The organism is Pseudomonas sp. JQ170C, from assembly GCF_035581345.1.
In the GTDB taxonomy this organism is placed as follows: domain Bacteria; phylum Pseudomonadota; class Gammaproteobacteria; order Pseudomonadales; family Pseudomonadaceae; genus Aquipseudomonas.
The window spans coordinates 430009-453433 of record NZ_CP141608.1; the positions used below are offsets into that span (position 1 = coordinate 430009).

The 23425-nt window shown below is 62.2% G+C and carries 22 protein-coding genes and 1 riboswitch; of the genes, 11 read left to right on the forward strand and 11 right to left on the reverse strand.

Annotation, left to right across the window (positions count from 1 at the left end; genetic code table 11):
- Positions 1–16: 16 nt before the first annotated feature.
- On the forward strand, positions 17–595 hold the full coding sequence (locus U9R80_RS01890) for a YceI family protein (protein ID WP_301838382.1): 579 nt from the start codon (positions 17–19) through the stop codon (positions 593–595).
- Between the two features lie 66 nt (positions 596–661).
- Here U9R80_RS01890 and U9R80_RS01895 read toward each other — a convergent pair whose 3' ends face one another.
- The 5 genes from U9R80_RS01895 to ahcY all read right to left on the reverse strand — a co-directional run bounded on the left by U9R80_RS01895 (position 662) and on the right by ahcY (position 7159).
- A complete protein-coding gene (locus tag U9R80_RS01895; protein WP_301838381.1) occupies positions 662–2554 on the reverse strand; it encodes a DEAD/DEAH box helicase in 1893 nt (630 codons plus the stop codon).
- 224 nt (positions 2555–2778) lie between these two features.
- Positions 2779–3564 carry a substrate-binding periplasmic protein gene (locus U9R80_RS01900; protein ID WP_301838379.1) on the reverse strand — a complete coding sequence of 262 codons (786 nt, stop codon included), beginning with the start codon at positions 3562–3564 and terminating at the stop codon, positions 2779–2781.
- Positions 3565–3629: 65 nt separating this feature from the next.
- The gene (locus U9R80_RS01905; protein WP_301838378.1) at positions 3630–4706 is read right to left on the reverse strand and encodes a hypothetical protein; all 1077 of its coding nucleotides are present in this window, start codon (positions 4704–4706) and stop codon (positions 3630–3632) included.
- Between the two features lie 104 nt (positions 4707–4810).
- A complete protein-coding gene (metF, locus tag U9R80_RS01910) occupies positions 4811–5656 on the reverse strand; it encodes a methylenetetrahydrofolate reductase [NAD(P)H] (RefSeq protein WP_301838377.1) in 846 nt (281 codons plus the stop codon).
- Between the two features lie 93 nt (positions 5657–5749).
- Complete coding sequence (gene ahcY / locus U9R80_RS01915; RefSeq protein WP_301838376.1) at positions 5750–7159, reverse strand: adenosylhomocysteinase; 1410 nt, start codon at positions 7157–7159, stop codon at positions 5750–5752.
- A 21-nt stretch (positions 7160–7180) separates the two neighbouring features.
- Positions 7181–7286: riboswitch (S-adenosyl-L-homocysteine riboswitch) on the reverse strand.
- Positions 7287–7469: 183 nt separating this feature from the next.
- Here ahcY and U9R80_RS01920 point away from each other — a divergent pair.
- The gene (locus U9R80_RS01920) at positions 7470–7868 is read left to right on the forward strand and encodes an acyl-CoA thioesterase (protein ID WP_274117322.1); all 399 of its coding nucleotides are present in this window, start codon (positions 7470–7472) and stop codon (positions 7866–7868) included.
- 48 nt (positions 7869–7916) lie between these two features.
- On the opposite strand, the gene U9R80_RS01925 is transcribed toward U9R80_RS01920, so the two are convergent.
- On the reverse strand, positions 7917–9152 hold the full coding sequence (locus U9R80_RS01925) for a cation:proton antiporter (RefSeq protein ID WP_301838374.1): 1236 nt from the start codon (positions 9150–9152) through the stop codon (positions 7917–7919).
- 222 nt (positions 9153–9374) lie between these two features.
- Here U9R80_RS01925 and U9R80_RS01930 point away from each other — a divergent pair, with 222 nt between their 5' ends.
- On the forward strand, positions 9375–10208 hold the full coding sequence (locus U9R80_RS01930; RefSeq protein ID WP_301838373.1) for an EamA family transporter: 834 nt from the start codon (positions 9375–9377) through the stop codon (positions 10206–10208).
- Positions 10209–10233: 25 nt separating this feature from the next.
- Positions 10234–10620 carry an MAPEG family protein gene (locus tag U9R80_RS01935; protein ID WP_301838371.1) on the forward strand — a complete coding sequence of 129 codons (387 nt, stop codon included), beginning with the start codon at positions 10234–10236 and terminating at the stop codon, positions 10618–10620.
- Between the two features lie 60 nt (positions 10621–10680).
- Here U9R80_RS01935 and mltA read toward each other — a convergent pair whose 3' ends face one another.
- Complete coding sequence (gene mltA / locus U9R80_RS01940) at positions 10681–11832, reverse strand: murein transglycosylase A (protein ID WP_301838369.1); 1152 nt, start codon at positions 11830–11832, stop codon at positions 10681–10683.
- A 127-nt stretch (positions 11833–11959) separates the two neighbouring features.
- On the opposite strand from mltA, the gene U9R80_RS01945 reads away from it, so the two are divergent.
- Entirely contained in the window at positions 11960–12409 is a 450-nt protein-coding gene (locus U9R80_RS01945; RefSeq protein WP_301838367.1) for a c-type cytochrome, read from the forward strand.
- A 67-nt stretch (positions 12410–12476) separates the two neighbouring features.
- Here U9R80_RS01945 and U9R80_RS01950 read toward each other — a convergent pair whose 3' ends face one another.
- The 4 genes from U9R80_RS01950 to U9R80_RS01965 form a co-directional block, all read right to left on the reverse strand.
- The gene (locus U9R80_RS01950) at positions 12477–12872 is read right to left on the reverse strand and encodes a DUF1090 domain-containing protein (RefSeq protein WP_301838366.1); all 396 of its coding nucleotides are present in this window, start codon (positions 12870–12872) and stop codon (positions 12477–12479) included.
- 58 nt (positions 12873–12930) lie between these two features.
- Positions 12931–14610: an NAD-dependent DNA ligase LigB gene (gene ligB / locus U9R80_RS01955; RefSeq protein WP_301838364.1), complete on the reverse strand. Its 1680-nt coding sequence runs from the start codon at positions 14608–14610 to the stop codon at positions 12931–12933.
- Between the two features lie 173 nt (positions 14611–14783).
- Positions 14784–15974, reverse strand: a complete 1191-nt coding sequence (gene metK, locus U9R80_RS01960; protein ID WP_301838363.1) for a methionine adenosyltransferase — start codon at positions 15972–15974, stop codon at positions 14784–14786.
- A gap of 19 nt (positions 15975–15993) precedes the next feature.
- Positions 15994–16989: an ArsR/SmtB family transcription factor gene (locus tag U9R80_RS01965; protein WP_301838362.1), complete on the reverse strand. Its 996-nt coding sequence runs from the start codon at positions 16987–16989 to the stop codon at positions 15994–15996.
- Positions 16990–17248: 259 nt separating this feature from the next.
- On the opposite strand from U9R80_RS01965, the gene tkt reads away from it, so the two are divergent.
- The 6 genes from tkt to fba all read left to right on the forward strand — a co-directional run bounded on the left by tkt (position 17249) and on the right by fba (position 23388).
- Positions 17249–19246, forward strand: a complete 1998-nt coding sequence (gene tkt / locus U9R80_RS01970; protein ID WP_301838361.1) for a transketolase — start codon at positions 17249–17251, stop codon at positions 19244–19246.
- Between the two features lie 104 nt (positions 19247–19350).
- Positions 19351–20418, forward strand: coding sequence for an erythrose-4-phosphate dehydrogenase (gene epd, locus U9R80_RS01975; protein ID WP_301838360.1), 1068 nt, complete (start codon positions 19351–19353; stop codon positions 20416–20418).
- Positions 20419–20430: 12 nt separating this feature from the next.
- A complete protein-coding gene (locus U9R80_RS01980) occupies positions 20431–21594 on the forward strand; it encodes a phosphoglycerate kinase (protein ID WP_301838358.1) in 1164 nt (387 codons plus the stop codon).
- Positions 21595–21626: 32 nt separating this feature from the next.
- On the forward strand, positions 21627–21845 hold the full coding sequence (locus U9R80_RS01985) for a hypothetical protein (RefSeq protein ID WP_301838357.1): 219 nt from the start codon (positions 21627–21629) through the stop codon (positions 21843–21845).
- 51 nt (positions 21846–21896) lie between these two features.
- On the forward strand, positions 21897–22223 hold the full coding sequence (locus U9R80_RS01990) for an MliC family protein (RefSeq protein ID WP_301838356.1): 327 nt from the start codon (positions 21897–21899) through the stop codon (positions 22221–22223).
- Between the two features lie 100 nt (positions 22224–22323).
- Positions 22324–23388 (forward strand): class II fructose-bisphosphate aldolase, encoded by a 1065-nt coding sequence (fba, locus tag U9R80_RS01995; RefSeq protein WP_045182031.1) that lies wholly within the window; start codon positions 22324–22326, stop codon positions 23386–23388.
- Positions 23389–23425: the final 37 nt, after the last annotated feature.

Sequence of the window (23425 nt, forward strand, 5' to 3'; positions counted from 1 at the left end):
AAAAGGATATAGACGCATGTTGAAAAAGACTTTTGCCGCTCTGGCGCTCGGTACCGCACTGCTCTCGGCTGGCCAGGCCATGGCGGCAGACTACAAGATCGACAAGGAAGGCCAGCATGCCTTCGTTGACTGGAAAATCAGCCACCTGGGCTACAGCTTCATCCACGGTACATTCCGCGATTTCGACGGTACCTTCAGCTGGGATTCGGCCAAACCTGCCGACAGCAAGATCGCTGTCGACCTGAAAACCGCCAGCCTGTGGTCCAACCACGCCGAGCGTGACAAGCACATCGCCAGCGCCGACTTCCTCGACGTGAAGAAGTACCCACAAGCCAAGTTCGTTTCCACCAGCGTCAAGCCGACTGGCGACAAGACTGCTGACGTGACGGGCGATCTGACCATGCACGGTGTGACCAAGCCTGTGACCTTCAAGGCTGTGTTCAACGGTGAAGGCAAGGATCCATGGGGCGGCGAGCGTGCCGGCTTCAACGCCAAGACCACCCTCAACCTGAACGACTTCGGCATCAAGGGCCCAGGCGCTACTTCGCAGACTCTGGACCTGGATATCTCGATCGAAGGCGTGAAGCAGAAGTAATCCGCGCTACGCACCAACAAAAACGCCGCCCCTAGGGGCGGCGTTCTTGTTTCTGCGTTTGCTGGATCAGCGATTGCGGGTCAGCAGTGCAGGCTTCTCGCCACGTGGGCGGCTTGGCAATTGCTCAAGCTGCTCGGCAGTCGGGAAACGGTCGATCTTCGACTCTTTGTGCATGATCTTCGGTTGCGGCTGACCTTCACGCGGGTTGCGTACGGCCGGCTCGCCCGAGGCGCTGTCACTGCTCGGACGACGGTTGCGGCCACCACCACCGTCACGGCGCTGTTGGCCGCCAGTGCCGTTACGTGCGCCACCGCGTTTTTCGCCGTTGGCCGAGCCGCCGGTACCGGCGCCGCTGCGTGGGCCATTGTTACGGCCCTGGCCGCCACCGTTGTTACGAGGTTGACCGGTGCCGGCGCCGGCCTGGGCAGGTGCGCCCGGACGACGGTTGCGACCCTGGCCGCCCTTGTTCTGGTAAGGGCTGACGTAGTCGGCGCGGTTACCAAAGTTGTCCACGTCGTCATCCAGGAACTCTTCTGGATCACGGTTGGCCTGTGCGGGTGCTGCACCCGGCTGTGCGGATTGCGGCTGGCGTGGCTTCTTGTCGCGCGGTTTGCGGTCCTGGCGACCACCGGCGGATTTCTCCGCGGTTTTTTCCTTGTCTTTCTCGCGACCTTTTTCCTTGCCTTGATCCTTGCCCTTGTCCTTGCGACCGCCGTTGTTGGCATTGCTGCCATCGGCACGCTGGCCACGGCCGCCGCGCGGATTGTTCTGCGGACGTTCGCGCACTTCAGGTTTTTCGGCTTCAACCTTGGAGGCATCGAAGCCCATCAGGTCACCGTCCTGGATCTTCTGGCGCGTCACGCGCTCGATGCTCTTGAGCAGCTTTTCTTCGTCCGGGGCGACCAGCGAGATCGCCTCGCCGGAGCGACCGGCACGGCCAGTACGGCCGATGCGGTGTACGTAGTCTTCTTCGACGTTGGGCAGCTCGAAGTTGACCACGTGCGGCAGCTGGTCGATGTCCAGGCCACGGGCGGCGATGTCAGTGGCGACCATGATGCGCACGGTGCCGGCCTTGAAGTCGGCCAGGGCCTTGGTGCGCGCGTTCTGGCTCTTGTTGCCGTGGATGGCGGCGGCGGTCAGGCCGTGCTTTTCCAGGTACTCGGCCAGGCGGTTGGCGCCGTGCTTGGTGCGGGTGAACACCAGCACCTGTTCCCAGGCGCCCATGGTGATCAAGTGGGCCAGCAAGGCGCGCTTGTGGCTGGCTGGCAGGCGATACACACGCTGCTCGATGCGCTCGACCGTGGTGTTCGGTGGCGTGACTTCGATGCGCTCGGGGTTGTGCAGCAGCTTGTCGGCAAGGTCGGTGATGTCTTTGGAGAAGGTCGCTGAGAACAGCAGGTTCTGGCGCTTGGCCGGCAACCGTGCGAGGACTTTCTTCACATCGTGGATAAAGCCCATGTCGAGCATGCGGTCGGCTTCATCCAGGACCAGGATTTCGACGTGGGACAGGTCGACGCTACCTTGGCCGGCGAGGTCCAGCAGGCGGCCCGGGCAGGCGACCAGCACGTCGACACCGCGGGACATGGCCTGAACCTGCGGGTTCATGCCGACGCCGCCGAAGATGCAGGCGCTGACGAAGTTCAGGTCGCGGGCATAGACTTTGAAGCTGTCATGCACCTGGGCGGCCAGTTCGCGCGTGGGCGTGAGCACCAGAACGCGCGGCTGGCGCGGGCCATGGCGCTGGGATTTGTCTGGGTGACCACCTGGGAACAGGCGCTCGAGGATTGGCAAGGCGAAACCACCGGTTTTACCAGTACCTGTCTGGGCGGCGACCATCAGGTCGCGACCTTGCAACACGGCGGGAATGGCCCGCTGTTGCACCGGAGTGGGCTGGGTATAGCCCGCTGCCTCGATGGCGCGGACTAGAGCCTCGGAGAGACCGAGGGAAGCAAAGGACATGAGTAATCCTGTTCTTAGTGGGGGCTAAGCCCGATGGGATAATCTTGCCTGGCGCGACGGGCATCGGGTGATGCTATCGCGTCCGGTCCAGCAGGGTCTTCAATGCGCATCCGGAGTGTGGCGGGCGGGCTTTTGGCCGCGCTGTCCTGCCGGTCGGGATGCCTTTTGCAAGGCCGAGCGTCCGGGCGTAAGCCTGGCGGGAAGGCCCGAGTATAACAGAGCAATCAGGGCGTGCTGTGTTCCTGCTGCTCAACGGCCGTCCGAATGCTGTCTCCGGCGCCGCCATAGCGGGCGTTCAGGGCCGCATAGGCAGGTTCACGCTTGAAGCGGCGAAGCTCGGCGGCGAAGCGCTGAACCAGAAGATCCATGCCGACATTGCGGCGCACGGCCAGGTACTGGCTCTGGCGGCTGACCACCAGTGGCAGCTCGCTGATCTCCTGCTTCAGGCCCATGCTGTTGATCATGTAGCGCCCGACACGCCGGTCGGTGATCAGCAGATCAATGCGCCCTCGCTGCAGTTTGCCGAAGTTGGCTTCATGGGTGGGCGCCGGTTCGCGGGTGAACAGCGGCGATTCGCTGAAGGCCGAGGCGTAGGTGTAGCCGGGGGAGGTGCCCACCGTCAGGCCGCGCAGGTCTTCAAGGCTGTTGATCGAGTGGGGGCGGGCGTTGGCGTAGAACAGTACGAATTCGACATCCGACAGGGGTTCGCTGGGGTAGTACAGCTGACTGTCGCGCTGCGCAGTCTGGAAAATATCCAGAACACCGTCGGCCAGGCCCTGCTCGACCATGGCCAGGCACCGCTTCCAGGGCAGGAACTGCCACTCCACTTCCACGCCCAGGCGCTTGAATACCTCGGCGGTGACCTCGTAGTCGATGCCTTTGGGCTCACCGTTCTCCAGGTACACGTAGGGCGCCCAGGGTTCGGTAACGATACGCAGTTTCTCGCCATGGGCCAGGGCACTCAGGCAAGTGAGGAGCAACGCGGTCAGGAGGCGGGCGAAATCAGGCATGGCTGGAGATTACGACGTGTACACGGCTATGGCTAGTGGACGTGCGCAATGCTCCAGCCCAAGCATCAGTGATGTGATCGCTTTAACAGGGATTCGCGGACTGTGCCGTGCTTTTGCCCAAGGCTCAGGCGCATGCCGGGGTGTTCCAGCCACCGCTGAAGTTTTTTCTGGCACAGCGGGTGGCGGGCACTGGCGTTTTCCAGGGCTTTGTCCCACCAGGCGGATGCGCAGGCACGGTCAAACTCGTTGGGGTAGTCGTAGCAGCCGTACATCAGTTCACGCAGGAACTGGCGCTGCTCGGCGGGCAGAGTCAGGCTCAGCGCCTTGTAGCCCAGGCGTTGCAGGGCTGGGGGCTTGGGCAGTTGAGCGTTGACCCGCGCCACGTCCTGCAGGGCCTGGCAACTTAGTGGGGCATGCTGGTGCTTGGCCAACCAGGCCTGGACCTTGGCCCGGAACAGCTGCTTGCGGCTCCAGTAGTGGTGGATCAGGTCGGTGCACTGGTTGACGTGCATCCGGCGGTAGGCCGCGACCGACAGGCAGAACTCCTCCAGGGTGTAGGCCCCGTTGGCGTGCGGGTAGTACGTGTCCATCAGGGCGATGGACTGATCGAGCAGGCCGGCGTCCTCCTGCATCAGGCCGATCACGCCGGAGTTGAGCAACGGCAAGTTGCGGTCGGCCAGACCGCGTGCTTCAAGCATCGGCGCCAGACTTTTGAACAATGGGCATTGGGGATCGTCGCCGTAATTGGCGCCGATGGCGTTGCACAGCAGGGTACCCGGCTGCACGCGGCGAAACAGCTCCATGGGCGATTGATGAAAGAAGGTGTCGGTGTCGATCAGTACGGCTTTGGCGTGGCTGGCCAGCACCTGGCGCAGGACCACATGCTTGCTGCGAAAGTGATAGCCGTAGGGCTGGTTCCAGGCTTCGCGGGTTGCGTCATCCAGGAGGTGGACGGTCACCGGCAGGTGCTGATAAGGCTCGGGGTTGTCACTGTAGACCTGGATGTCCAGGGCTTCATCAGGGGTTTTGCGCAAGTTGGCCAGGGCGCTGACGATGCTGAACTGCGCTTCTTGATGATAGGTGGGCGGCCCGAAGACCAGGTAGACAAGTTGCGGGCGGGCTGAGGCGTGGCCGTGGGTCATGAATGCGCGTAAATCCGTAGGTCATGAATGCAGAAAAGGCCTTAGCGTAAGCCAAGACCTTTTCAGCAATCTGCAGCAATTGTTACCAACGGTTTACAGGCCGATCAGCGGGGCAACTTGAGGTTGTTCCAGATCGCCAAGCTAGGTTCGGCCTGGTTCAGCGTGTAGAAGTGAAGGCCCGGTGCGCCGCCTTGCAGCAGTTGTTCGCACATGCGGGTAATCACCTCTTCACCGAAGGCCTGGATGCTCTTGACGTCATCGCCGTAGGCTTCCAGCTGCTTGCGGATCCAGCGCGGAATTTCGGCGCCACAGGCATCGGAAAAACGTGCCAGCTTGCTGTAGTTGGTGATCGGCATGATCCCCGGTACCACAGGAATGTTCACGCCCAGTTGCTGCGCACGCTCGACGAAGTAGAAGTAGCTGTCGGCGTTGAAGAAGTACTGGGTGATGGCACTGTCGGCACCGGCGTTGGCCTTGCGCACGAAGTTCTTCAGGTCATCCTCGAAGTTGCGCGCCTGGGGGTGCATCTCGGGGTAGGCGGCGACTTCGATATGGAAATGATCACCACTTTCCTGGCGGATGAACTCGACCAGCTCGTTGGCGTAACGCAGTTCGCCACTGGCCATGCCCATGCCCGAAGGCAGATCGCCACGCAGGGCGACGATACGCTGGATGCCGGCAGCCTTGTACTGGGTCAGCAGGCCGCGCAGGTCGTCCTTGCTGTCACCGACACACGACAGGTGCGGTGCGGCAGGCACTTTTACTTCGCTTTCCAGCTGCAGCACGGTGTTGAGGGTGCGGTCGCGGGTCGAACCACCGGCACCATAGGTGCAGGAGAAGAAGTCAGGGTTGTAGCTGGCCAACTGGCGGGCAGTGGCGAGCAGCTTTTCATGGCCAGCATCGGTCTTGGTCGGAAAGAACTCGAAGCTGTAACGACGCTCTTGTGACATAGAAGATTCTCTTCAGCGGCAAGCTACAAGCTGCAAGCGTCAAGTAGAAGCGACATGAGTCGCTTGCTGCTTGACGCTTGCAGCTACCAACTATCAGTAGCGGTAGGCGTGTGGCTTGAATGGCCCTTCAACGGTGACACCGATGTACTCGGCCTGTTGAGGAGTCAATTGGGTCACCACGCCGCCGAAGCCGCGGACCATTTCCAGGGCCACTTCTTCGTCGAGTTTCTTCGGCAGTACTTCAACGGTCAGGCGCTCGGCTTTCTGAGCGGCTGGCAGGTCGGCGTACTTCTGGCCGAACAGGAAGATCTGCGCCAGTACCTGGTTGGCGAACGAGCCGTCCATGATGCGGCTTGGGTGGCCAGTGGCGTTGCCCAGGTTCACCAGGCGGCCTTCGGCCAGCAGGATCAGGTAGTCGTCGTTCTGTGGGTCGAAGGTGCCAGCACCGGTACGGTGGATCTTGTGTACCTGTGGCTTGACCTCTTCCCAGGCCCAGTTCTTGCGCATGAAAGCGGTGTCGATTTCATTGTCGAAGTGGCCGATGTTGCACACCACGGCGCGCTTTTTCAGGGCCTTGAGCATGTTGGCGTCGCAGACGTTGACGTTACCGGTGGTGGTGACGATCAGGTCGATCTTGCCCAGCAGGGCCTTGTCGATGCTCGCTTCGGTACCGGTGTTGATACCGTCGATGAACGGCGAGACCAGCTCGAAACCGTCCATGCAGGCCTGCATGGCGCAGATCGGATCGACTTCGGTGACCTTGACGATCATGCCTTCCTGGCGCAGCGACTGGGCAGAGCCCTTGCCGACGTCACCGTAGCCGATGACCAGGGCTTGCTTGCCCGACAGCAGGTGGTCGGTACCGCGCTTGATCGCATCGTTCAGGCTGTGACGGCAGCCGTACTTGTTGTCGTTCTTGCTCTTGGTGACCGAGTCGTTGACGTTGATGGCCGGAATTTTCAGCTCGCCCTTGGCCAGCATGTCCAGCAGGCGGTGAACGCCGGTGGTGGTTTCTTCGGTAACGCCGTGGACGCGGTCGAGGACGGCCGGGTACTTCTTGTGCAGCAGCTCGGTGAGGTCGCCGCCGTCGTCCAGGATCATGTTGGCATCCCATGGCTGGCCATCCTTGAGGATGGTCTGCTCCAGGCACCACTCGTACTCTTCTTCGGTCTCGCCTTTCCAGGCGAATACCGGAATGCCGGCAGCGGCGATGGAGGCAGCGGCCTGGTCCTGGGTGGAGAAAATGTTGCAGGACGACCAGCGAACTTCGGCACCCAGGGCAACCAGGGTTTCGATCAGCACGGCGGTCTGAATGGTCATGTGGATGCAGCCGAGGATCTTGGCACCCTTGAGCGGTTGCTCTTGCAGGTACTTGCGACGCAGGCCCATCAGTGCCGGCATTTCCGATTCAGCGATGATGGTTTCGCGACGGCCCCAGGCAGCCAGGGAGATGTCGGCGACTTTGAAATCGGTAAAACCTGCAGGCGTGATTACAGCGCTCATTGAGAGCCTCCATTCGTAGTGTGCGAATGGGCGCCGTTGTGCGTTTAGTGTCGGCAGGCAGGGCCTGGCCAGACAACGCCCCATCCGAGCCTGACAGGTTGAACCTGCTGCAGCGCCCCTCGGACAGGTGGCGGGAACGGTATCAAGTGCAGATGACCGTTTTTAAAGCGAGGGCGATTATAGCCGCGCCAACGCAACTGCCCAAGGTTTTCTGTCGATTAATCGAGACCATAGTCGATGTTAAATGGAGGCATGTGGCTGGCTCTGCCATCATTACCTCCATCGATTGGCAAGACGGTCAGGAGTAGATATGAATTTTCACACCCGCAAATGGGTCAAGCCCGAAGACCTCAACCCCAACGGCACCCTGTTCGGCGGTAGCCTGCTGCGCTGGATCGACGAAGAGGCGGCGATCTACGCGATCGTCCAGCTGGGCAACCAGCGTGTGGTGACCAAGTACATCTCGGAGATCAACTTCGTCAGCGCTTCGCGCCAGGGCGACATCATCGAGCTGGGCATCACGGCCACCGAGTTTGGTCGCACCTCCATCACCCTCAAGTGCGAAGTGCGCAACAAGATCACCCGCAAGAGCATCCTCACCGTTGACCGGATGGTGTTCGTCAACCTGGGCGAGGACGGCCTGCCGGCGGCTCATGGGCGGACGGAGATCAAGTACATCAAGGATCAGTTCGATACGACGGTGGAGTGAGGCAAGCATCGCGGGGCAAGCCCGCTCCTACTGGGGCGGGCTTGTCCTTCAAGGCTGCTCGGTTACTCCGCGCACCACTCGCCCAATCGTCAACCCCTGCAACAGGATCGACGACAGCACCACGATGTAGGTGATGCTCAGCAGCAGGTCACGCTCGGTACCGCTGGGCAGCGACAGCGCCAACGCCACCGAAACCCCGCCACGCAACCCACCCCAGGTCAGTACCCGCACGGTGCCGCGCGGTACGGTGCGCCAGCGGCGCAGCAGGACAATCGCCGGGGCCACGGTCAGCAGGCGTGACAGCAGGATCGCCACAGCCAGCACACCGGCGGCCGCCAGGTGCATCCAGGAGAACGGCAGCAGCAACAGCTCAAGGCCGATCAGGGCGAACAGCAGGGCGTTGAGCATGTCGTCGATCAGTTCCCAGAAGCCGTCCATGTAGCGACGGGTCATCTCGTTCATCGCCAGGTTGCGCCCCAGGTTACCGATGATCAGGCCTGCCACCACCATCGCGATGGGCGCCGACACATGCAGCTCGTAGGCCATGGCCGAGCCCCCAATGACCAGGGCCAGGGTCAGCATGACCTCGACCTGGTACTGCTCGATGCTCTTGATCATGCGGTAGGTGATGTAGCCGATCAGGCCGCCGAACAGCGCGCCACCGATGGCTTCGCGGGCAAAGAGAATGGCGGTCTCGCTGGCAGTTGGCGTCTCACCCAGTTGGGCGATGCCCAGCAGCACGGTAAACACCACCACCGCCGTACCGTCATTGAACAGCGACTCGCCGACAATCGTGGTTTTCAGCGGCTTGGAAGCGTTGGCGGTCCGCAAGGCACCGAGCACCGCGATCGGGTCGGTGGGCGAGATCAGGGCGCCGAACAGCAGGCAGTAGAGCAGGCTGACGTGCCAGCCGAACAGGGCAAAGATCCAGTGGGCGAGGTAGCCGATGACCACGGTGGCGATCAGTACGCCCACGGTGGCCAGCAACCCGATCGGCCAGCGGTAGCTACGCAGGTCGGCGAGATTGACGTGCAGGGCGCCGGCAAACAGCAGGAACGACAGCATCCAGTGCATCAGCAGGTCGTTGAAGTCGATCTGGCTCATCAGGCCTTGCACGCGTTCTTCCAGCCCCGGGTAGCCAATGACACTCAAGCCTTGGAGCAGCAGGGAGAACAGCAGGGCAGTGACCATGACGCCGATGGTGGGCGGCAGGCCGATGAAGCGGTAGTTCAGGTAGGTGAGGAGGGTGGTCAAGCAGATAAACGCAGCAACGAGCTCAAGCATTCGGGGTCCTGTAGTGGCTTCCAATTCGGCACCCGATTCCATCGGGCAGTGCTTGGATGGCCTGCCGATGGCTTGGGGACACAGTTTTTGACTGCATGCGTTGACCGCGCCCGCGGGGTTTCGTTTCCCCGGCAAGCAAATGTGCGCGACGCCAGGCTGGATGAAATGCTTAGATAGCGCCTGGCCATTGATGACCCGACCTGCACTGCCAAGGACCTACGCGTGTTAGCCACTTCTCTGGTATTGGTTGCTGCCTTGCTGCATGCAACCTGGAACACCCTGATCAAATTCAGCGGCGAACGCCTGCTGGTGATCGCCAGCATGGATGCCGTGGCACTGGTGTTCGCTGTGGTGATGGTTGCCTTCGTGCAGGTTCCTCCGGCTGAAGTCTGGCCTTGGCTATTGGCTTCGGCCTTGTTCGAGCAGCTATATCGATTTCTGCTGATCCAGGCCTACCGGGTCGGCGATCTTGGGCTGGTCTATCCCCTGATGCGTGGCCTGTCGCCGCTGGTGGTGCTGGCGCTGACGTTGACCTTCGCCGGGGAGACGCTGAGCAATCAGCAGATCCTGGGCATTCTGCTGATCCCTTGTGGCATGGCCTGCCTGCTCTGGCAGGGCGGCGGAGGCGATCGCCTGCCCTGGTCGATGTTGCCGGTGGTGGCCCTGATCGGCTTGTGCATTGGTTGCTACACCTGGTTCGACGGCCAGGCGATTCGGCTCTGGTCGCAACCGCTGGACTATCTTGTGTGGTTGACGCTGCTCAGTGCCTGGCCCTTCCCGTTACTCGCCGGTGTCGCTCGGCGGGCGCCCTTCGTGCTGTTCTGGCGACTGCAATGGCGGCTGGGGCTGGCCGTGGGTGTCTGCGTGCTGCTCAGCTATGCCCTGGTGCTCTGGGCCATGCAGTTGGGGTCGGTGGCCGAGGCGGCGGCATTGCGAGAGGTCAGTGTGATTCTGGTGGTGCTGTTCGGGATGCGCTACCTCAAAGAACCTTTTGGCGGTCCCAGGCTCTTAGCCTGTGCCCTGGTGCTGATCGGCATGCTGATCATGAAACTTTGATGTTCCAACCGACAAGGACTTAGCCATGACCGTTGCTTTCTGGTGTGTATTGATTGCGTTGTTTCTGCCGATCCTGTGTACCAGCATCGCCAAGCTCAGCAGCGGGCGCTTCAACCTGCGCCAGAACCACGACCCGCGGGCCTTCCAGGAGACGCTTGAAGGTTTGCCGCGTCGCGCCCATGCGGCGCAACTGAACAGTTTCGAGGCGTTCCCGGCCTTTGCCGCCGCGGTGATCATCGCCGACATCGTCGGCAATGCCGAGCAGGTGACCCAGGACGTGCTGGCGGTGGTGTACATCACCAGCCGCCTGCTCTACATCATCTGCTACCTGGCCGATTGGGCAGCGTTGCGTTCGCTGGTGTGGTTTGCCGGGGTGGCGTTGATCGTGTCGTTCTTTGTTGTATCCGTTTGAATTGTTCGCGGGGCAAGCCCGCTCCTGCGGTAGGAGCGGGCTTGCCCCGCGATTGGCTCGTCACAGTACCTTCGGCACCTCAGGCAGCGCTGCTCCCTTGGGCCAAAGCAACCAGATCTGACCCTGCTGCTTCATGTTCCCTGCCAGTTCACCCGCTTCTGCACCGGTCCCCCAGAACAGGTCTGCCCGCACTTCGCCGGTGATTGCACCGCCTGTGTCCTGGGCGGCGACCGGGCGAACCACCGGGGCGCCATCGGGACGAGTGGTGGAGAGCCACAGCAGGCTGCCCAGGGGAATGACCTTGCGGTCGATGGCCACGCTGTACCCTGCGGTCAATGGCACGTTGAGCGAACCTCGCGGGCCTTCGTTGCTGTCCGGGCGGGTGCTGAAGAACACGTAGCTGGGGTTGCTCGCCAACAGTTCCGGGACGCGTGTCGGGTTGGCCTGCGCCCAGCCATGAATGGCGCCCATGCTCACTTCTTCTTTTTTCAACTGCCCCTGTTCGACCAGCCAGCGCCCGATCGGGCGGTAGGGGTGGCCATTCTGGTCGGCATAACCAACGCGCAACTGGCGACCGTTCTCCAGTTGAATCCGCCCGGAGCCCTGGATCTGCAGGAACTGCAGGTCCATGGGGTCGGTCAGCCAGGCCAGTACCGGCGCTGGCACGCCTTGCTGGTTGATCACCTCGGCGGTGTCGTAGGGCTTGAGGGTGCGACCCTCGATGCGGCCACGCAGGCGTTTGCCCTTGAGCTCGGGATAGACGCTGTCCAGGGCCACCACGATCATGTCGTCGGGCACGCCGTAGACCGGCACATGGGCTGTGTCGGTCTGGGTCAGGCTGCCGGGATAGACCGGCTCGTAGTAGCCGGTGATCAGGCCGTTGGCGCTGTTTTCGCCCGAACGCATGCTGTAGACATCCAGCTGGCCCTGAAGAAAGCTGCGTACCTGGCCACTGTCGGCGGGCACGGTGGCGGCCGCTGCACAGGTGCTGGCCCAGATGGCATCGCGCTTGAGGCGTTCGCAGGCGCTGCGCCAGGCTTCAAAGCCGGCCAGCAGGTCACGGTCGCTGACCTGGGGCAGGTCTTTCCAGGTCTGGCTCACATAGGTGGCGACGGCGTGGGGCTTGGGCTTTTCCGGGCCGCCGCCGTTGCAGCCAGCGAGCAGGGCGAGTGCCGAAAGCGTCAGAACCAGAGGGCGCAGGTGAGATTTCATGTACAGCGTTCCTTGGCGGATTGCCTGGGCTTCAGTGGCCCTGGCAACCCGTAGAGTTAATAAGGGTATTGGTCTTTGCTGGCGAGACGAGGATACTGGCCGCCTTTTTCTGTGAGCCGAAATTACCATGATGCTCAAGCGACTCTCTGTTGTGCTGCTGGCCTGCCTCACTCTGACCGCCTGTGGCGGTGTTGATCCCAATTCGCCGCTGGGTCAGCGTAAAACCATCTTCAAGCAAATGCTCAAGACCAGTGAAGACCTGGGCGGCATGCTGCGTGGGCGCCTGGCGTTCGACGGGCAGAAGTTCGCCGACGGCGCGGTCAAGCTCGATGCCTTGGGCCGTGAGCCGTGGAAGCACTTCCCGCAAGTGCGCGAAGAAGACGAGAGCAGCGCCCGTCCTGAGGTCTGGCAGCAACAGGCGCGTTTCCAGGAGCTGGCCCGACAAATGGAAGCCAGCACTGCCGAGCTGGTGGCGGTGACACGTACCCAGCCGTTGCAGGCCGCGCAGCTGACGGCGCCGATGAACAAGGTCGAGGCGGCGTGCAAAGCCTGTCATACCGAGTTTCGCAATCATTGAAAACGCCATCGCGGGGCAAGCCCGCTCCTACCGGTAGGAGCGGGCTTGCCCCGCGATGAGGTGTGTCTTACTTCTCGAGTTCATCCAGTGCTTGTTGCAGCTCTTTCTTGGACTCGGCGAGCTTGTCCTTGCGCTTGTTGATCTTCTCGGCGTCACCTTTTTTCATGGCCTTGTCCAGGTCCTTGGTGCGCTGGGTCACTTCATGGCGGGCGTCGAGCACTTTTTGCTCGCGCTCCTTGCGCAGACCGGCATCGGTGCAGTGCTCGGTCACTTCGCTCAAGGCTTTTTCCAGGCCGGCCTGCTGGTCTTTGTTGCCATGGGCGCGAGCCTGTTCGATTTGTTCGCTGATGGCCTGACGCTTGGCTGCGCAACCGGTCAACCCTGGTTGTTCTTCGGCAGCCAGCAGCGGTGAGGCGAGCAAACCACAGACAGTGAACAGGGCGAGAGGTGATAGCAGTTTCATAGGGGCTCCGTGTGAGGCGGGACAGCAGAATTCATGATGCTGCCCTGATCCGTGAAATTTAGAAACCCTCGATTGCATGTCGGTGCAATTGTTCGGCCATCATTTGTACGTCGGGTGAACCGAAAAACGCCAGCAGCTGGGCGCTACGTCCACGCCCGATGCCGGGTTCTGCCAGCCACTGTGCCGCGTCGCGCCGGGCAAGCTCTTCCCAGGGGGCCTTGAATGCAAGGGCGCTGGGGGCTGGAATGCCCAGGGCCCGCAGCCAGCGATCAAAGGGTTTTTGGCGGGTTTGCTGAAATGTAAAAAGAAGTTGCTGGCGACTGCGTTCGGCCAGGCCAGGCACGTGCTGGAGGTCGTCATCCGTGATGTTCAGCCAGTCCGTCAGGCTCTGGACCAGGCCGCTGTCGACCAGGCGGGCCCAGGTCCCGGGCCCCACGCCTTTCATGGCCAATCCCTGTTTGCCACTCAGCCAATTCAGGCGTGCGATGAACTGCCCGCGGCAGGTGTCACTGGGTTGCCAGCAACTGAGCGCGTGGTGGTCGGCGGGGTCGGGCACTTCGATGGCCGGGCGCTCCACGCTGCGGTGTACAACCTGATCGAGGCGCGGAATGGTCAGCCCCGCCAGGCTGATCGCTATCTGGTCACCCGGGCGGATATCCAGTTGTTGCCAATGCTGGAAGGACCCGGCGCTCACCTGGCGGATCTGTCGATCATCCAGTTGCACCGGTTTGATTTGCAGGACCGGTGTGATGCGGCCGGTCCGGCCGATGTTGAACTGCACTGCCCGAACCTCGGCCAGAGCCTGGGCAAAGGGATATTTCCAGGCAGCGATCCAGTACGGCTCGCGGGCTCGCCAGCGCGTGCCGTCCGGGCGCTGGCCCTGGCGCAGCACAACACCGTCGCTGGCGAACGGAAGTGGGGCGCGGTACCAGTGCTCTCGCCATCGTGATGCTTCGTCCAGATCCTGGATGGGCACGCTGTAGCGCTCTGTGTCGGTGAAGCCCAGGTCGCTCAACCCGGCAAGTCGCTGTTGCTGGCTCGCGGGGCCCTGGGGCCAGGCCCAGACAAACAGGCCGATGGCTGCGCCTTGTTGTTCGTCGAGCTGTTTGCGTGCAAGTAGCCCCGCAACCTTGCCGCGGGCATTGCGGCTACCGGTGTCGGCCTGAACATGGGCGTCCAGGCGCCAATAGAGTTCGCCTTGAAGGACCAGGTCCAGGGGGCGCGGCAGTTGACGATTGACGGCACTGAGCACCGGGATGTGACGGCTCCAGTCGTGCCCGTCGCGACCATCGCCGCGGCTGATCAAGGACACCAGTTGGCCTGCCTGATAGACCAGGGTGACGGCAACTCCGTCGACCTTGGGTTGAATCCAAAGGTCGTGCTTGTCCTGCATCCAGGACGCGACTGCCTGCTCGTCGGGCAGTTTCGCCAGGCCTGTGTGGGCAATGGGGTGGGGAATCGGGCCGGTGGCAGTCTTCAGCGGGTTGTCGGCGACCGCACTGGTCGCCGGGAAGCATGAGCGCCAGTGTGCGAGCCGGGTGCGGCTCTGATCGTAGAGTTCGTCTGCTACCAGCGATACGCCTTGGCGATGGTAGTGGTCATCCCAGTGGGTGAGGGTTTGTTGCAGGTTGTGGATCTCGGCCTGTGCCTGAGCGGCGGGCCATTGGGGGCACGTCTGGGCGTGCGCGCAGGTGAGCCAGGGCAGCAGCAGTAGCGTGAGCAGCAGTTTGTGGAACATGGCGAGCATCCTTGCTCTGCGAGGTGAACTCACAGACTAGGATGGCTTCGGGCCGTAGAGGGCAGAGCATTGTTAGGGGGTGTGTAGGGAACTCGCGGGGCAGGCCGCTGCCTGCAACAGGCACAAAAAAGCCCCGGCCGGTGACCCGGCAGGGGCTTTGTATTGCCTGGGGTTTACAGGCCGGCAGCGGCGCGCAGGGCGTCGACGCGGTCGGTGCGTTCCCAGGTGAAAGTGGTGAAGGTATCGTCGCCGACAGTCTTCTGCTGCGGGGTGCGACCGAAGTGGCCGTAGGCAGCGGTTTCCTGGTACATCGGGTGCAGCAGGTCGAGCATGGTGGTGATGGCGTACGGACGCAGGTCGAAGCACTCACGCACCAGCTGGATGATCTTGTCGTCGGCGATCTTGCCGGTGCCGAAGGTGTTCAGCGAGATGGAGGTAGGCTGGGCCACGCCGATGGCGTAAGACACCTGGATCTCGCAGCGCTCGGCAAGACCGGCGGCAACGATGTTCTTGGCCACGTAACGACCGGCGTAGGCTGCCGAGCGGTCAACCTTGGACGGGTCCTTGCCGGAGAACGCGCCGCCGCCGTGACGGGCCATGCCGCCGTAGCTGTCGACGATGATCTTGCGACCGGTCAGGCCGCAGTCGCCCACCGGGCCGCCGATGATGAACTGGCCGGTCGGGTTGATGTGGAACTGGGTGTCTTTGTGCAGCAGTTCGGCCGGCAGGGTGTGCTTGACGATCAGCTCCATCACCGCTTCCTGGAGGTCTTTCTGCGAGACTTCAGGGTTGTGCTGGGTCGACAGGACCACGGCGTCGATGCCGACGACCTTGCCGCCTTCGTAGCGGCAGGTCACCTGGGACTTGGCATCCGGGCGCAGCCACGGCAGCAGGCCGGACTTGCGTGCTTCGGCCTGGCGCTCGACCAGGCGGTGCGAGAAGCAGATTGGCGCAGGCATCAGCACGTCGGTTTCGTTGCTGGCATAGCCGAACATCAGGCCCTGGTCGCCAGCGCCCTGGTCTTCCGGCTTGCTGCGGTCAACGCCCTGGGCAATGTCTACCGACTGCTTGCCGATGATGTTCATTACGGCGCAGGTGGCGCCGTCAAAGCCGACGTCGGAGCTGTTGTAGCCGATGTCGACGATGACTTTACGCACGATCTCTTCCAGGTCTACCCAGGCCGAGGTGGTCACTTCGCCAGCGATGATCGCTACACCGGTTTTAACCAGGGTTTCGCAGGCGACACGGGCGAATTTGTCCTGGGTGATGATGGCGTCCAGCACAGCATCCGAAATCTGGTCGGCGATTTTGTCCGGATGCCCTTCAGATACGGACTCGGAGGTGAAAAGGGAGTATTCGCTCATCTCGACGGGTTCCTAAAATTTACCGATGGTGAGTGTCGCCAGCCGGTCGCTGAAAATGGCGGACCTGGATCTGGAAACCATTACGTAAGCCCACATAGAGGCTGTCCCCGGGAGCCAGTCCCGCAGCGCTGGCCCAACGGGCCAGGTCGTCCTGCTCGAAGCCCAGCCAGATATCGCCGCAAGCCTCTCTGGCCCAGCTCTGGTCGTGGCTGCACAACTCTGTTACCAACAGGCTTCCGCCTGGCTTCACACGGTTGGCCAGCTGCCGCAGGGCTTCGGCCGGGGCGCTGAAATGGTGCAGGACCATGTTCAGCACTACGCAGTCGGCGTCCACATCCGTTGCACTGAGTGCATCGGCCAACTGCAGGTTCACATTGGCCAGACCTTCTCGCTCACAGACCTGGCGGGCCAGTTCGAGCATGGTCGGGCTGTTGTCCAGTGCCGTGACCCGGGTAAAGCGCCGGGCCAGCTCTGGAAGAAATTCACCATCGCCAGGGCCCACTTCAAGGGCGCCAGCGTCGGCTTCAAAGCTCAAGTTATCGAGCAGCGCCAACAGGCTTTCGCGGTACTGGGGCAGTCCGGCGATCAGGTCCTGCTGGGCACGGAATTTTTCTTCGACGCGCTGGAAAAAGTCCTGGCTGGTGGCCGCACGCCGTTGCTGGACCTGGCCGATCCGCGCCTGGACATCGTCCGGCAACGCCAGGCCATCGACTTCTTCAAGCAAGGCCGCATGCAGCTTGCCGCCCAGGCGCAGGGCATCGGGCAGGGCACGGCGATAAAAGATCGCGTTGCCTTCGCGACGCGTCGCCACCAGTGCAGCCTGGGATAGCACCTTGAGGTGGTGGCTCATCCCGGACTGGCCGATGGCGAAAATCTGCGCCAGTTCCAGTACCCCGAACGAATCGTTAGCCAGCGCGCGCAAGACGTTCAGGCGCAGCGGATCGCCACTGGCCTTGCACAGGGCGGCCAGCTCGTCGCTTTGCTCAGGGCGGATTGACGGCAAACGAAGATTCATGGGCGGCAGTCTAGTCAGGGTGCCCCTGCGTCGCAAGCTCAATATCAAAAAGTTTTGATATTGAGCGATGGGCGGGGCAATTCGTCGCAGCAGACTCGACCGATTCCGCTGTTTGACCGGGCTATTGCCTGAATCTGTACGCAAACACAGGAAAATCATGCCGCATCGACCATCCGTCATTGCCCCCGGACACATGCCTAGGCGAAAATAGCCGCCTTTTTTCGTTTCGTAACTTATTCAACCCCCCAGGAGATAAGCGATGCCCAGCCGTCGTGAACGTGCCAACGCCATTCGAGCACTCAGCATGGATGCCGTGCAGAAGGCCAACAGCGGTCACCCCGGTGCCCCTATGGGCATGGCGGATATCGCCGAAGTTCTTTGGCGCGACTACCTGAAGCACAGCCCGAGCAACCCTGATTTCGCCGACCGCGACCGCTTCGTGCTGTCCAACGGCCACGGCTCGATGCTGATCTACTCGCTGCTGCACCTGACCGGCTACGACCTGTCGATCGACGACCTGAAGGCCTTCCGCCAGCTGCACAGCCGCACCCCGGGCCACCCGGAACTCGGTTACACCCCAGGCGTCGAGACCACCACCGGTCCGCTCGGCCAGGGCCTGGCCAACGCCGTGGGCTTTGCCATCGCTGAAAAAGTCCTGGGTGCCCAGTTCAACCGCGAAGGCCACAACGTCGTCGATCACCACACCTATGTGTTCCTGGGTGATGGCTGCATGATGGAAGGTATCTCCCACGAAGTCGCTTCCCTGGCCGGTACCCTGGGCCTGGGCAAGCTGATCGCCTTCTACGATGACAACGGCATCTCCATCGACGGCGAAGTCGAAGGCTGGTTCACCGACGACACGCCAAAGCGTTTCGAGGCCTACAACTGGCAGGTGATCCGCAATGTCGACGGCCATGACGCCGACGAAATCAAGACCGCCATCGAGACCGCTCGCAAGAGCGAGCAGCCGACCCTGATCTGCTGCAAGACCATCATCGGTTTCGGCTCGCCGAACAAGCAGGGCAAGGAAGATTGCCACGGTGCTCCGCTGGGCAACGACGAAATCGCCCTGGCCCGCAAAGAGCTGAACTGGAACCACGGCCCGTTTGAAATCCCGGCTGACATCTACGCCGAGTGGGACGCCAAGGAAGCCGGCAAGGCCGCTGAAGCCGAGTGGAATCAGCGTTTCGATGCCTACGCTGCCGCCTTCCCTGAACTGGCCAGCGAGCTCAAGCGTCGCCTGAGTGGCGAGCTGCCGGCTGACTTCTCCGAGAAGGCTGCTGCCTACATCGCTGAAGTCGCGGCCAAAGGCGAAACCATCGCCAGCCGTAAAGCCAGCCAGAACACCCTGAACGCTTTCGGTCCTCTGCTGCCGGAATTCCTGGGCGGTTCGGCTGACCTGGCCGGTTCCAACCTGACCCTGTGGAAAGGCTGCAAGGGCGTCAGCGCCGAAGATGCCAGCGGCAACTACATGTTCTACGGCGTGCGTGAGTTCGGCATGACCGCAATCATGAACGGCGTTGCCCTGCACGGCGGCCTGGTGCCTTACGGCGCGACCTTCCTGATGTTCATGGAGTACGCCCGCAACGCCGTGCGCATGTCGGCCCTGATGAAGCAGCGCGTGATCCACGTCTACACCCACGACTCCATCGGTCTGGGCGAAGACGGCCCGACTCACCAGCCGATCGAGCAGCTGACCAGCCTGCGCAGCACCCCGAACCTGGACACCTGGCGCCCAGCCGACGCCGTTGAATCGGCGGTGTCGTGGAAGCACGCACTGGAGCGCAAGGACGGCCCTTCGGCGCTGATCTTCTCGCGTCAGAACCTGCAGCACCAAACCCGTGATGCTGGCCAGATCGCCGATATCAGCCGTGGCGGCTACGTGTTGAAAGACTGCGCAGGCGAGCCTGAGCTGATTCTGATCGCCACCGGCTCCGAAGTCGGCCTGGCCGTTCAGGCCTTCGACAAGCTGACCGAACAGGGCCGCAAGGTCCGCGTGGTGTCGATGCCCTGCACCAGCGTCTTCGATGCCCAGGATGCTGCCTACAAGCAGTCGGTCCTGCCGTTGCAGGTCGGTGCACGTATCGCTATCGAAGCGGCCCATGCCGACTTCTGGTACAAGTACGTCGGCCTCGAAGGCCGCGTGATCGGCATGACCACCTACGGCGAGTCGGCCCCTGCGGCCGCCTTGTTCGAGGAGTTCGGTTTCACCCTGGAAAACATCCTGGGTACCGCTGAAGAGCTGTTGGAAGACTGATTCGATAGAATCGGATTCATCGCGGGGCAAGCCCGCTCCTACAGGAATGTAGGGGCGGGCTTGCCCCGCGATTGCAGATAACGCTTCTGTTCCGTGAGCATCCCATGCCCCAAACGCGTCCTTACAAAGTTGCACTCAACGGCTACGGCCGTATTGGTCGTTGCGTCTTGCGCGCACTCTTTGAACGGGGGGCGAAGGCGGGCTTCGAGATCGTTGCACTGAACGACCTGGCCGATCAGGCCAGCATCGAATACCTGACACGCTTCGACTCCACCCACGGGCGTTTTCCCGGCGAGGTGAAGGTCGACGGCGATTGTCTGCATATCAATGGCGACTGCGTGAAGGTTTTACGCAGTGCCACCCCGGAAGGGATCGACTGGGCGGCGCTGGATGTCGACCTGGTACTGGAATGCTCCGGTGCCTACAACACCCGTGCCGATGGCCAGCGTTTTCTCGAAGCCGGCGCGCCGCGGGTGCTGTTTTCCCAGCCCATGGCCAGCGAGGCGGACGTCGATGCGACGGTCGTCTATGGCATCAACCAGGACTGCCTCGATGGCAGTGAATTGCTGGTTTCCAACGCCTCCTGTACCACCAACTGCGGCGTGCCGCTGCTGCGGGTACTGGACCAGGCGTTTGGCCTTGAATACGTGTCGATTACCACGATCCACTCGGCGATGAACGACCAGCCGGTGATCGACGCCTATCACCATGAAGACCTGCGCCGCACCCGCTCGGCGTTCCAGTCGGTGATTCCGGTATCCACCGGGCTTGCGCGCGGCATCGAACGGCTGCTGCCGGAACTTGCCGGGCGAATTCAGGCCAAAGCCGTACGCGTGCCGACCGTCAACGTATCGTGCCTGGACATCACCCTGCAGACCGCCCGTGATACCACTGCGGCAGAGGTCAACCAGGTGCTGCGCGATGCTGCCCTGAGCGGCCCGCTGAAGGGGCTCCTGGCCTACACCGAGCTGCCGCACGCCAGTTGTGATTTCAACCATGACCCACATTCGGCCATTGTCGATGCCAGCCAGACCCGCGTTTCCGGCCCCCGGCTGGTCAATCTGCTGGCCTGGTTCGACAACGAATGGGGTTTTGCCAACCGTATGCTCGACGTTGCCGAACATTATCTGCACGTCGTCAATCAAACCCGCTCCACTAGTAAACAGCCCTGAAGGACCGCATTCATGACCGTGTTGAAGATGACCGACCTCGATCTGCAAGGTAAGCGCGTACTGATCCGCGAAGACCTCAACGTGCCTGTGAAGGACGGTGTGGTTGCCAGCGATGCGCGTATCCTCGCTTCGCTGCCGACCATCAAGCTGGCCCTGGAAAAGGGCGCGGCCGTGATGGTCTGCTCGCACCTGGGCCGTCCGACCGAAGGCGAGTTCTCGGCCGAGAACAGCCTCAAGCCGGTAGCCGATTACCTGAGCAAGGCCCTGGGCCGTGAAGTACCCCTGGTTGCCGATTACCTCGACGGCGTCCAGGTCCAGGCCGGTGATCTCGTGTTGTTCGAGAACGTGCGTTTCAACAAGGGCGAGAAGAAGAACGCCGACGAGCTGGCGCAGAAGTACGCAGCGCTGTGCGACGTGTTCGTGATGGACGCGTTCGGCACCGCTCACCGCGCCGAGGGTTCGACCCACGGCGTGGCCAAGTTCGCCAAGGTTGCCGCTGCAGGCCCGCTGCTGGCCGCCGAACTGGACGCCCTGGGCAAGGCGCTCAAAGCCCCGGCCAAGCCGATGGCGGCCATTGTTGCCGGCTCCAAGGTGTCGACCAAGCTGGACGTACTCAACAGCCTGAGCCAGGTCTGTGACCTGCTGATCGTCGGTGGCGGCATCGCCAACACCTTCCTGGCCGCTGCCGGTCACCCGGTGGGCAAGTCGTTGTACGAGCCTGACCTGATCGACACTGCCAAGGCCATCGCTGCCAAGGTCAATGTACCGCTGCCGGTAGATGTGGTGGTTGCCAAGGAATTCGCCGAAAGCGCCGCGGCTACCGTCAAGCTGGTTGCCGACGTTGCTGAAGACGACATGATCCTCGACATCGGCCCGCAGACCGCGGCCAACTTCGCCGAGCTGTTGAAGTCGTCCAAGACCATTCTGTGGAATGGCCCGGTTGGCGTGTTCGAGTTCGACCAGTTCGGAAACGGCACCAAGGTACTGGCCCAGTCCATCGCTGAAAGCACCGCGTTCTCCATCGCCGGTGGTGGCGATACCCTGGCCGCCATCGACAAATATGGCGTTGCCGAGCAAATCTCCTACATTTCTACCGGTGGCGGCGCGTTCCTCGAGTTCGTCGAGGGCAAGGTCCTGCCAGCGGTGGAAGTACTGGAACAACGGGCCAAGGCCTGATTCGCTCAGCGCCTGGCAAAGGGAGCGACCTGATGGTCAAGCGATTGCCTGTGTTTGTCCTGGTCGGTTTGCTGGGCGCTTGCTCCAGCACGCCGGAGCCTGAGGCCGATCAGCCTGGTGCGCCGAAAGGTGGCTGCTATCAGTCGGAATGGCAGGCGGAGACCGCTCCTGTGATCAACAAGCGACTCGGCCCGGATGGCCTTGAGAAGTACGACGACGAGCACCAGCGCCGGGCCCAGGGTTGCCCTTGATCGGTTGATGGCAACCTACCGGCCTGTTTGTGGTCTGCTAGAGGATATTGGATGAAAGGTGTCGTGGCCCTGATGGCCTTGGCAGTACTCGGTGGATGCGCAAGCTTCACGCCGAAGGAGACACCCGCGGACAACTGGACCCGCTGGGTCTGCGACAGCAAGGCCGAAGTGCTCTGGCGCTTTGCCGACAGCAGTCAGCAGAACCTGGACGTGCGTCTGGGCGGTGGTGACCAGGTCTATCGGCTCAAGGCCGAGCCAGGTGCTTCCGGTACGCTGTACAGCGATGGCGTGCTGGCGTTCCACAGCAAGGGTGATGAAGGCCTGGTGTACTGGGCTGCCACCAACGATTTGATAGGGCGGGGCTGCAAGGCGCCGTGACTGGCCGGGCCGCCTGGAGGCGGCCCACACTACTTGAATAGCAACCGCCACTGCGGCAGGCTTGCACGAAAAACGACGCTTGTCGGGAGAGAGATACACAATGGCACTCATTAGCATGCGCCAGATGCTGGACCACGCCGCCGAATTCGGCTACGGCGTTCCAGCTTTCAACGTCAACAACCTCGAGCAGATGCGCGCCATCATGGAAGCCGCCGACAAGACCGACTCTCCGGTGATTGTCCAGGCCTCGGCCGGTGCCCGCAAATACGCCGGTGCCCCGTTCCTGCGCCACCTGATCCTGGCCGCGATCGAAGAATTCCCGCATATCCCGGTGTGCATGCACCAGGACCACGGCACCAGCCCTGACGTTTGCCAGCGCTCGATCCAACTGGGCTTCAGCTCGGTGATGATGGACGGTTCGCTCGGCGAAGACGGCAAGACCCCGACCGACTACGAGTACAACGTCCGTGTTACCCAGCAGACCGTTGCCATGGCGCACGCCTGCGGCGTTTCGGTTGAAGGCGAACTGGGCTGCCTGGGCTCGCTGGAAACCGGCATGGCCGGCGAAGAAGACGGCATCGGTGCCGAAGGCATCCTGGATCACAGCCAGATGCTGACCGATCCGGAAGAAGCCGCCGACTTCGTCAAGAAGACCCAGGTCGATGCCCTGGCTATCGCCATCGGTACCAGCCACGGCGCCTACAAGTTCACCAAGCCACCAACCGGTGACGTCCTGGCGATCGACCGTATCAAGGAAATCCACAAGCGCATCCCCAACACCCACCTGGTGATGCACGGTTCTTCCTCGGTTCCGCAGGAATGGCTGGCGATCATCAACCAGTACGGCGGCGACATCAAAGAAACCTACGGCGTGCCGGTCGAAGAAATCGTCGAAGGCATCAAGTACGGCGTTCGCAAGGTCAACATCGACACCGACCTGCGCCTGGCCTCCACCGGTGCCATGCGTCGCCTGATGGCGCAAAACCCGAGCGAGTTCGACCCGCGCAAGTTCTTCGGCGCCACCGTAACGGCCATGCGTGATGTCTGCATTGCCCGTTACGAAGCCTTCGGTACTGCCGGCAATGCCTCCAAGATCAAGCCGATCTCCCTGGAAGGCATGTTCCAGCGCTACCTCAAGGGTGAGCTGGCGGCCAAGGTCAACTAAGACCTGACCGTATGAAAAAACCCGCAGCGATGCGGGT

Coding starts and splice junctions, on each gene's coding strand:
- U9R80_RS01890 (WP_301838382.1), top strand. CDS start 17: ATGTTGAAAAAGACTTTTGCCGCTCTGGCGCTCGGTACCGCACTGCTC.
- U9R80_RS01895 (WP_301838381.1), bottom strand. CDS start 2,554: ATGTCCTTTGCTTCCCTCGGTCTCTCCGAGGCTCTAGTCCGCGCCATC.
- U9R80_RS01900 (WP_301838379.1), bottom strand. CDS start 3,564: ATGCCTGATTTCGCCCGCCTCCTGACCGCGTTGCTCCTCACTTGCCTG.
- U9R80_RS01905 (WP_301838378.1), bottom strand. CDS start 4,706: ATGACCCACGGCCACGCCTCAGCCCGCCCGCAACTTGTCTACCTGGTC.
- metF (WP_301838377.1), bottom strand. CDS start 5,656: ATGTCACAAGAGCGTCGTTACAGCTTCGAGTTCTTTCCGACCAAGACC.
- ahcY (WP_301838376.1), bottom strand. CDS start 7,159: ATGAGCGCTGTAATCACGCCTGCAGGTTTTACCGATTTCAAAGTCGCC.
- U9R80_RS01920 (WP_274117322.1), top strand. CDS start 7,470: ATGAATTTTCACACCCGCAAATGGGTCAAGCCCGAAGACCTCAACCCC.
- U9R80_RS01925 (WP_301838374.1), bottom strand. CDS start 9,152: ATGCTTGAGCTCGTTGCTGCGTTTATCTGCTTGACCACCCTCCTCACC.
- U9R80_RS01935 (WP_301838371.1), top strand. CDS start 10,234: ATGACCGTTGCTTTCTGGTGTGTATTGATTGCGTTGTTTCTGCCGATC.
- mltA (WP_301838369.1), bottom strand. CDS start 11,832: ATGAAATCTCACCTGCGCCCTCTGGTTCTGACGCTTTCGGCACTCGCC.
- U9R80_RS01945 (WP_301838367.1), top strand. CDS start 11,960: ATGATGCTCAAGCGACTCTCTGTTGTGCTGCTGGCCTGCCTCACTCTG.
- U9R80_RS01950 (WP_301838366.1), bottom strand. CDS start 12,872: ATGAAACTGCTATCACCTCTCGCCCTGTTCACTGTCTGTGGTTTGCTC.
- ligB (WP_301838364.1), bottom strand. CDS start 14,610: ATGTTCCACAAACTGCTGCTCACGCTACTGCTGCTGCCCTGGCTCACC.
- metK (WP_301838363.1), bottom strand. CDS start 15,974: ATGAGCGAATACTCCCTTTTCACCTCCGAGTCCGTATCTGAAGGGCAT.
- U9R80_RS01965 (WP_301838362.1), bottom strand. CDS start 16,989: ATGAATCTTCGTTTGCCGTCAATCCGCCCTGAGCAAAGCGACGAGCTG.
- tkt (WP_301838361.1), top strand. CDS start 17,249: ATGCCCAGCCGTCGTGAACGTGCCAACGCCATTCGAGCACTCAGCATG.
- epd (WP_301838360.1), top strand. CDS start 19,351: ATGCCCCAAACGCGTCCTTACAAAGTTGCACTCAACGGCTACGGCCGT.
- U9R80_RS01980 (WP_301838358.1), top strand. CDS start 20,431: ATGACCGTGTTGAAGATGACCGACCTCGATCTGCAAGGTAAGCGCGTA.
- U9R80_RS01985 (WP_301838357.1), top strand. CDS start 21,627: ATGGTCAAGCGATTGCCTGTGTTTGTCCTGGTCGGTTTGCTGGGCGCT.
- U9R80_RS01990 (WP_301838356.1), top strand. CDS start 21,897: ATGAAAGGTGTCGTGGCCCTGATGGCCTTGGCAGTACTCGGTGGATGC.
- fba (WP_045182031.1), top strand. CDS start 22,324: ATGGCACTCATTAGCATGCGCCAGATGCTGGACCACGCCGCCGAATTC.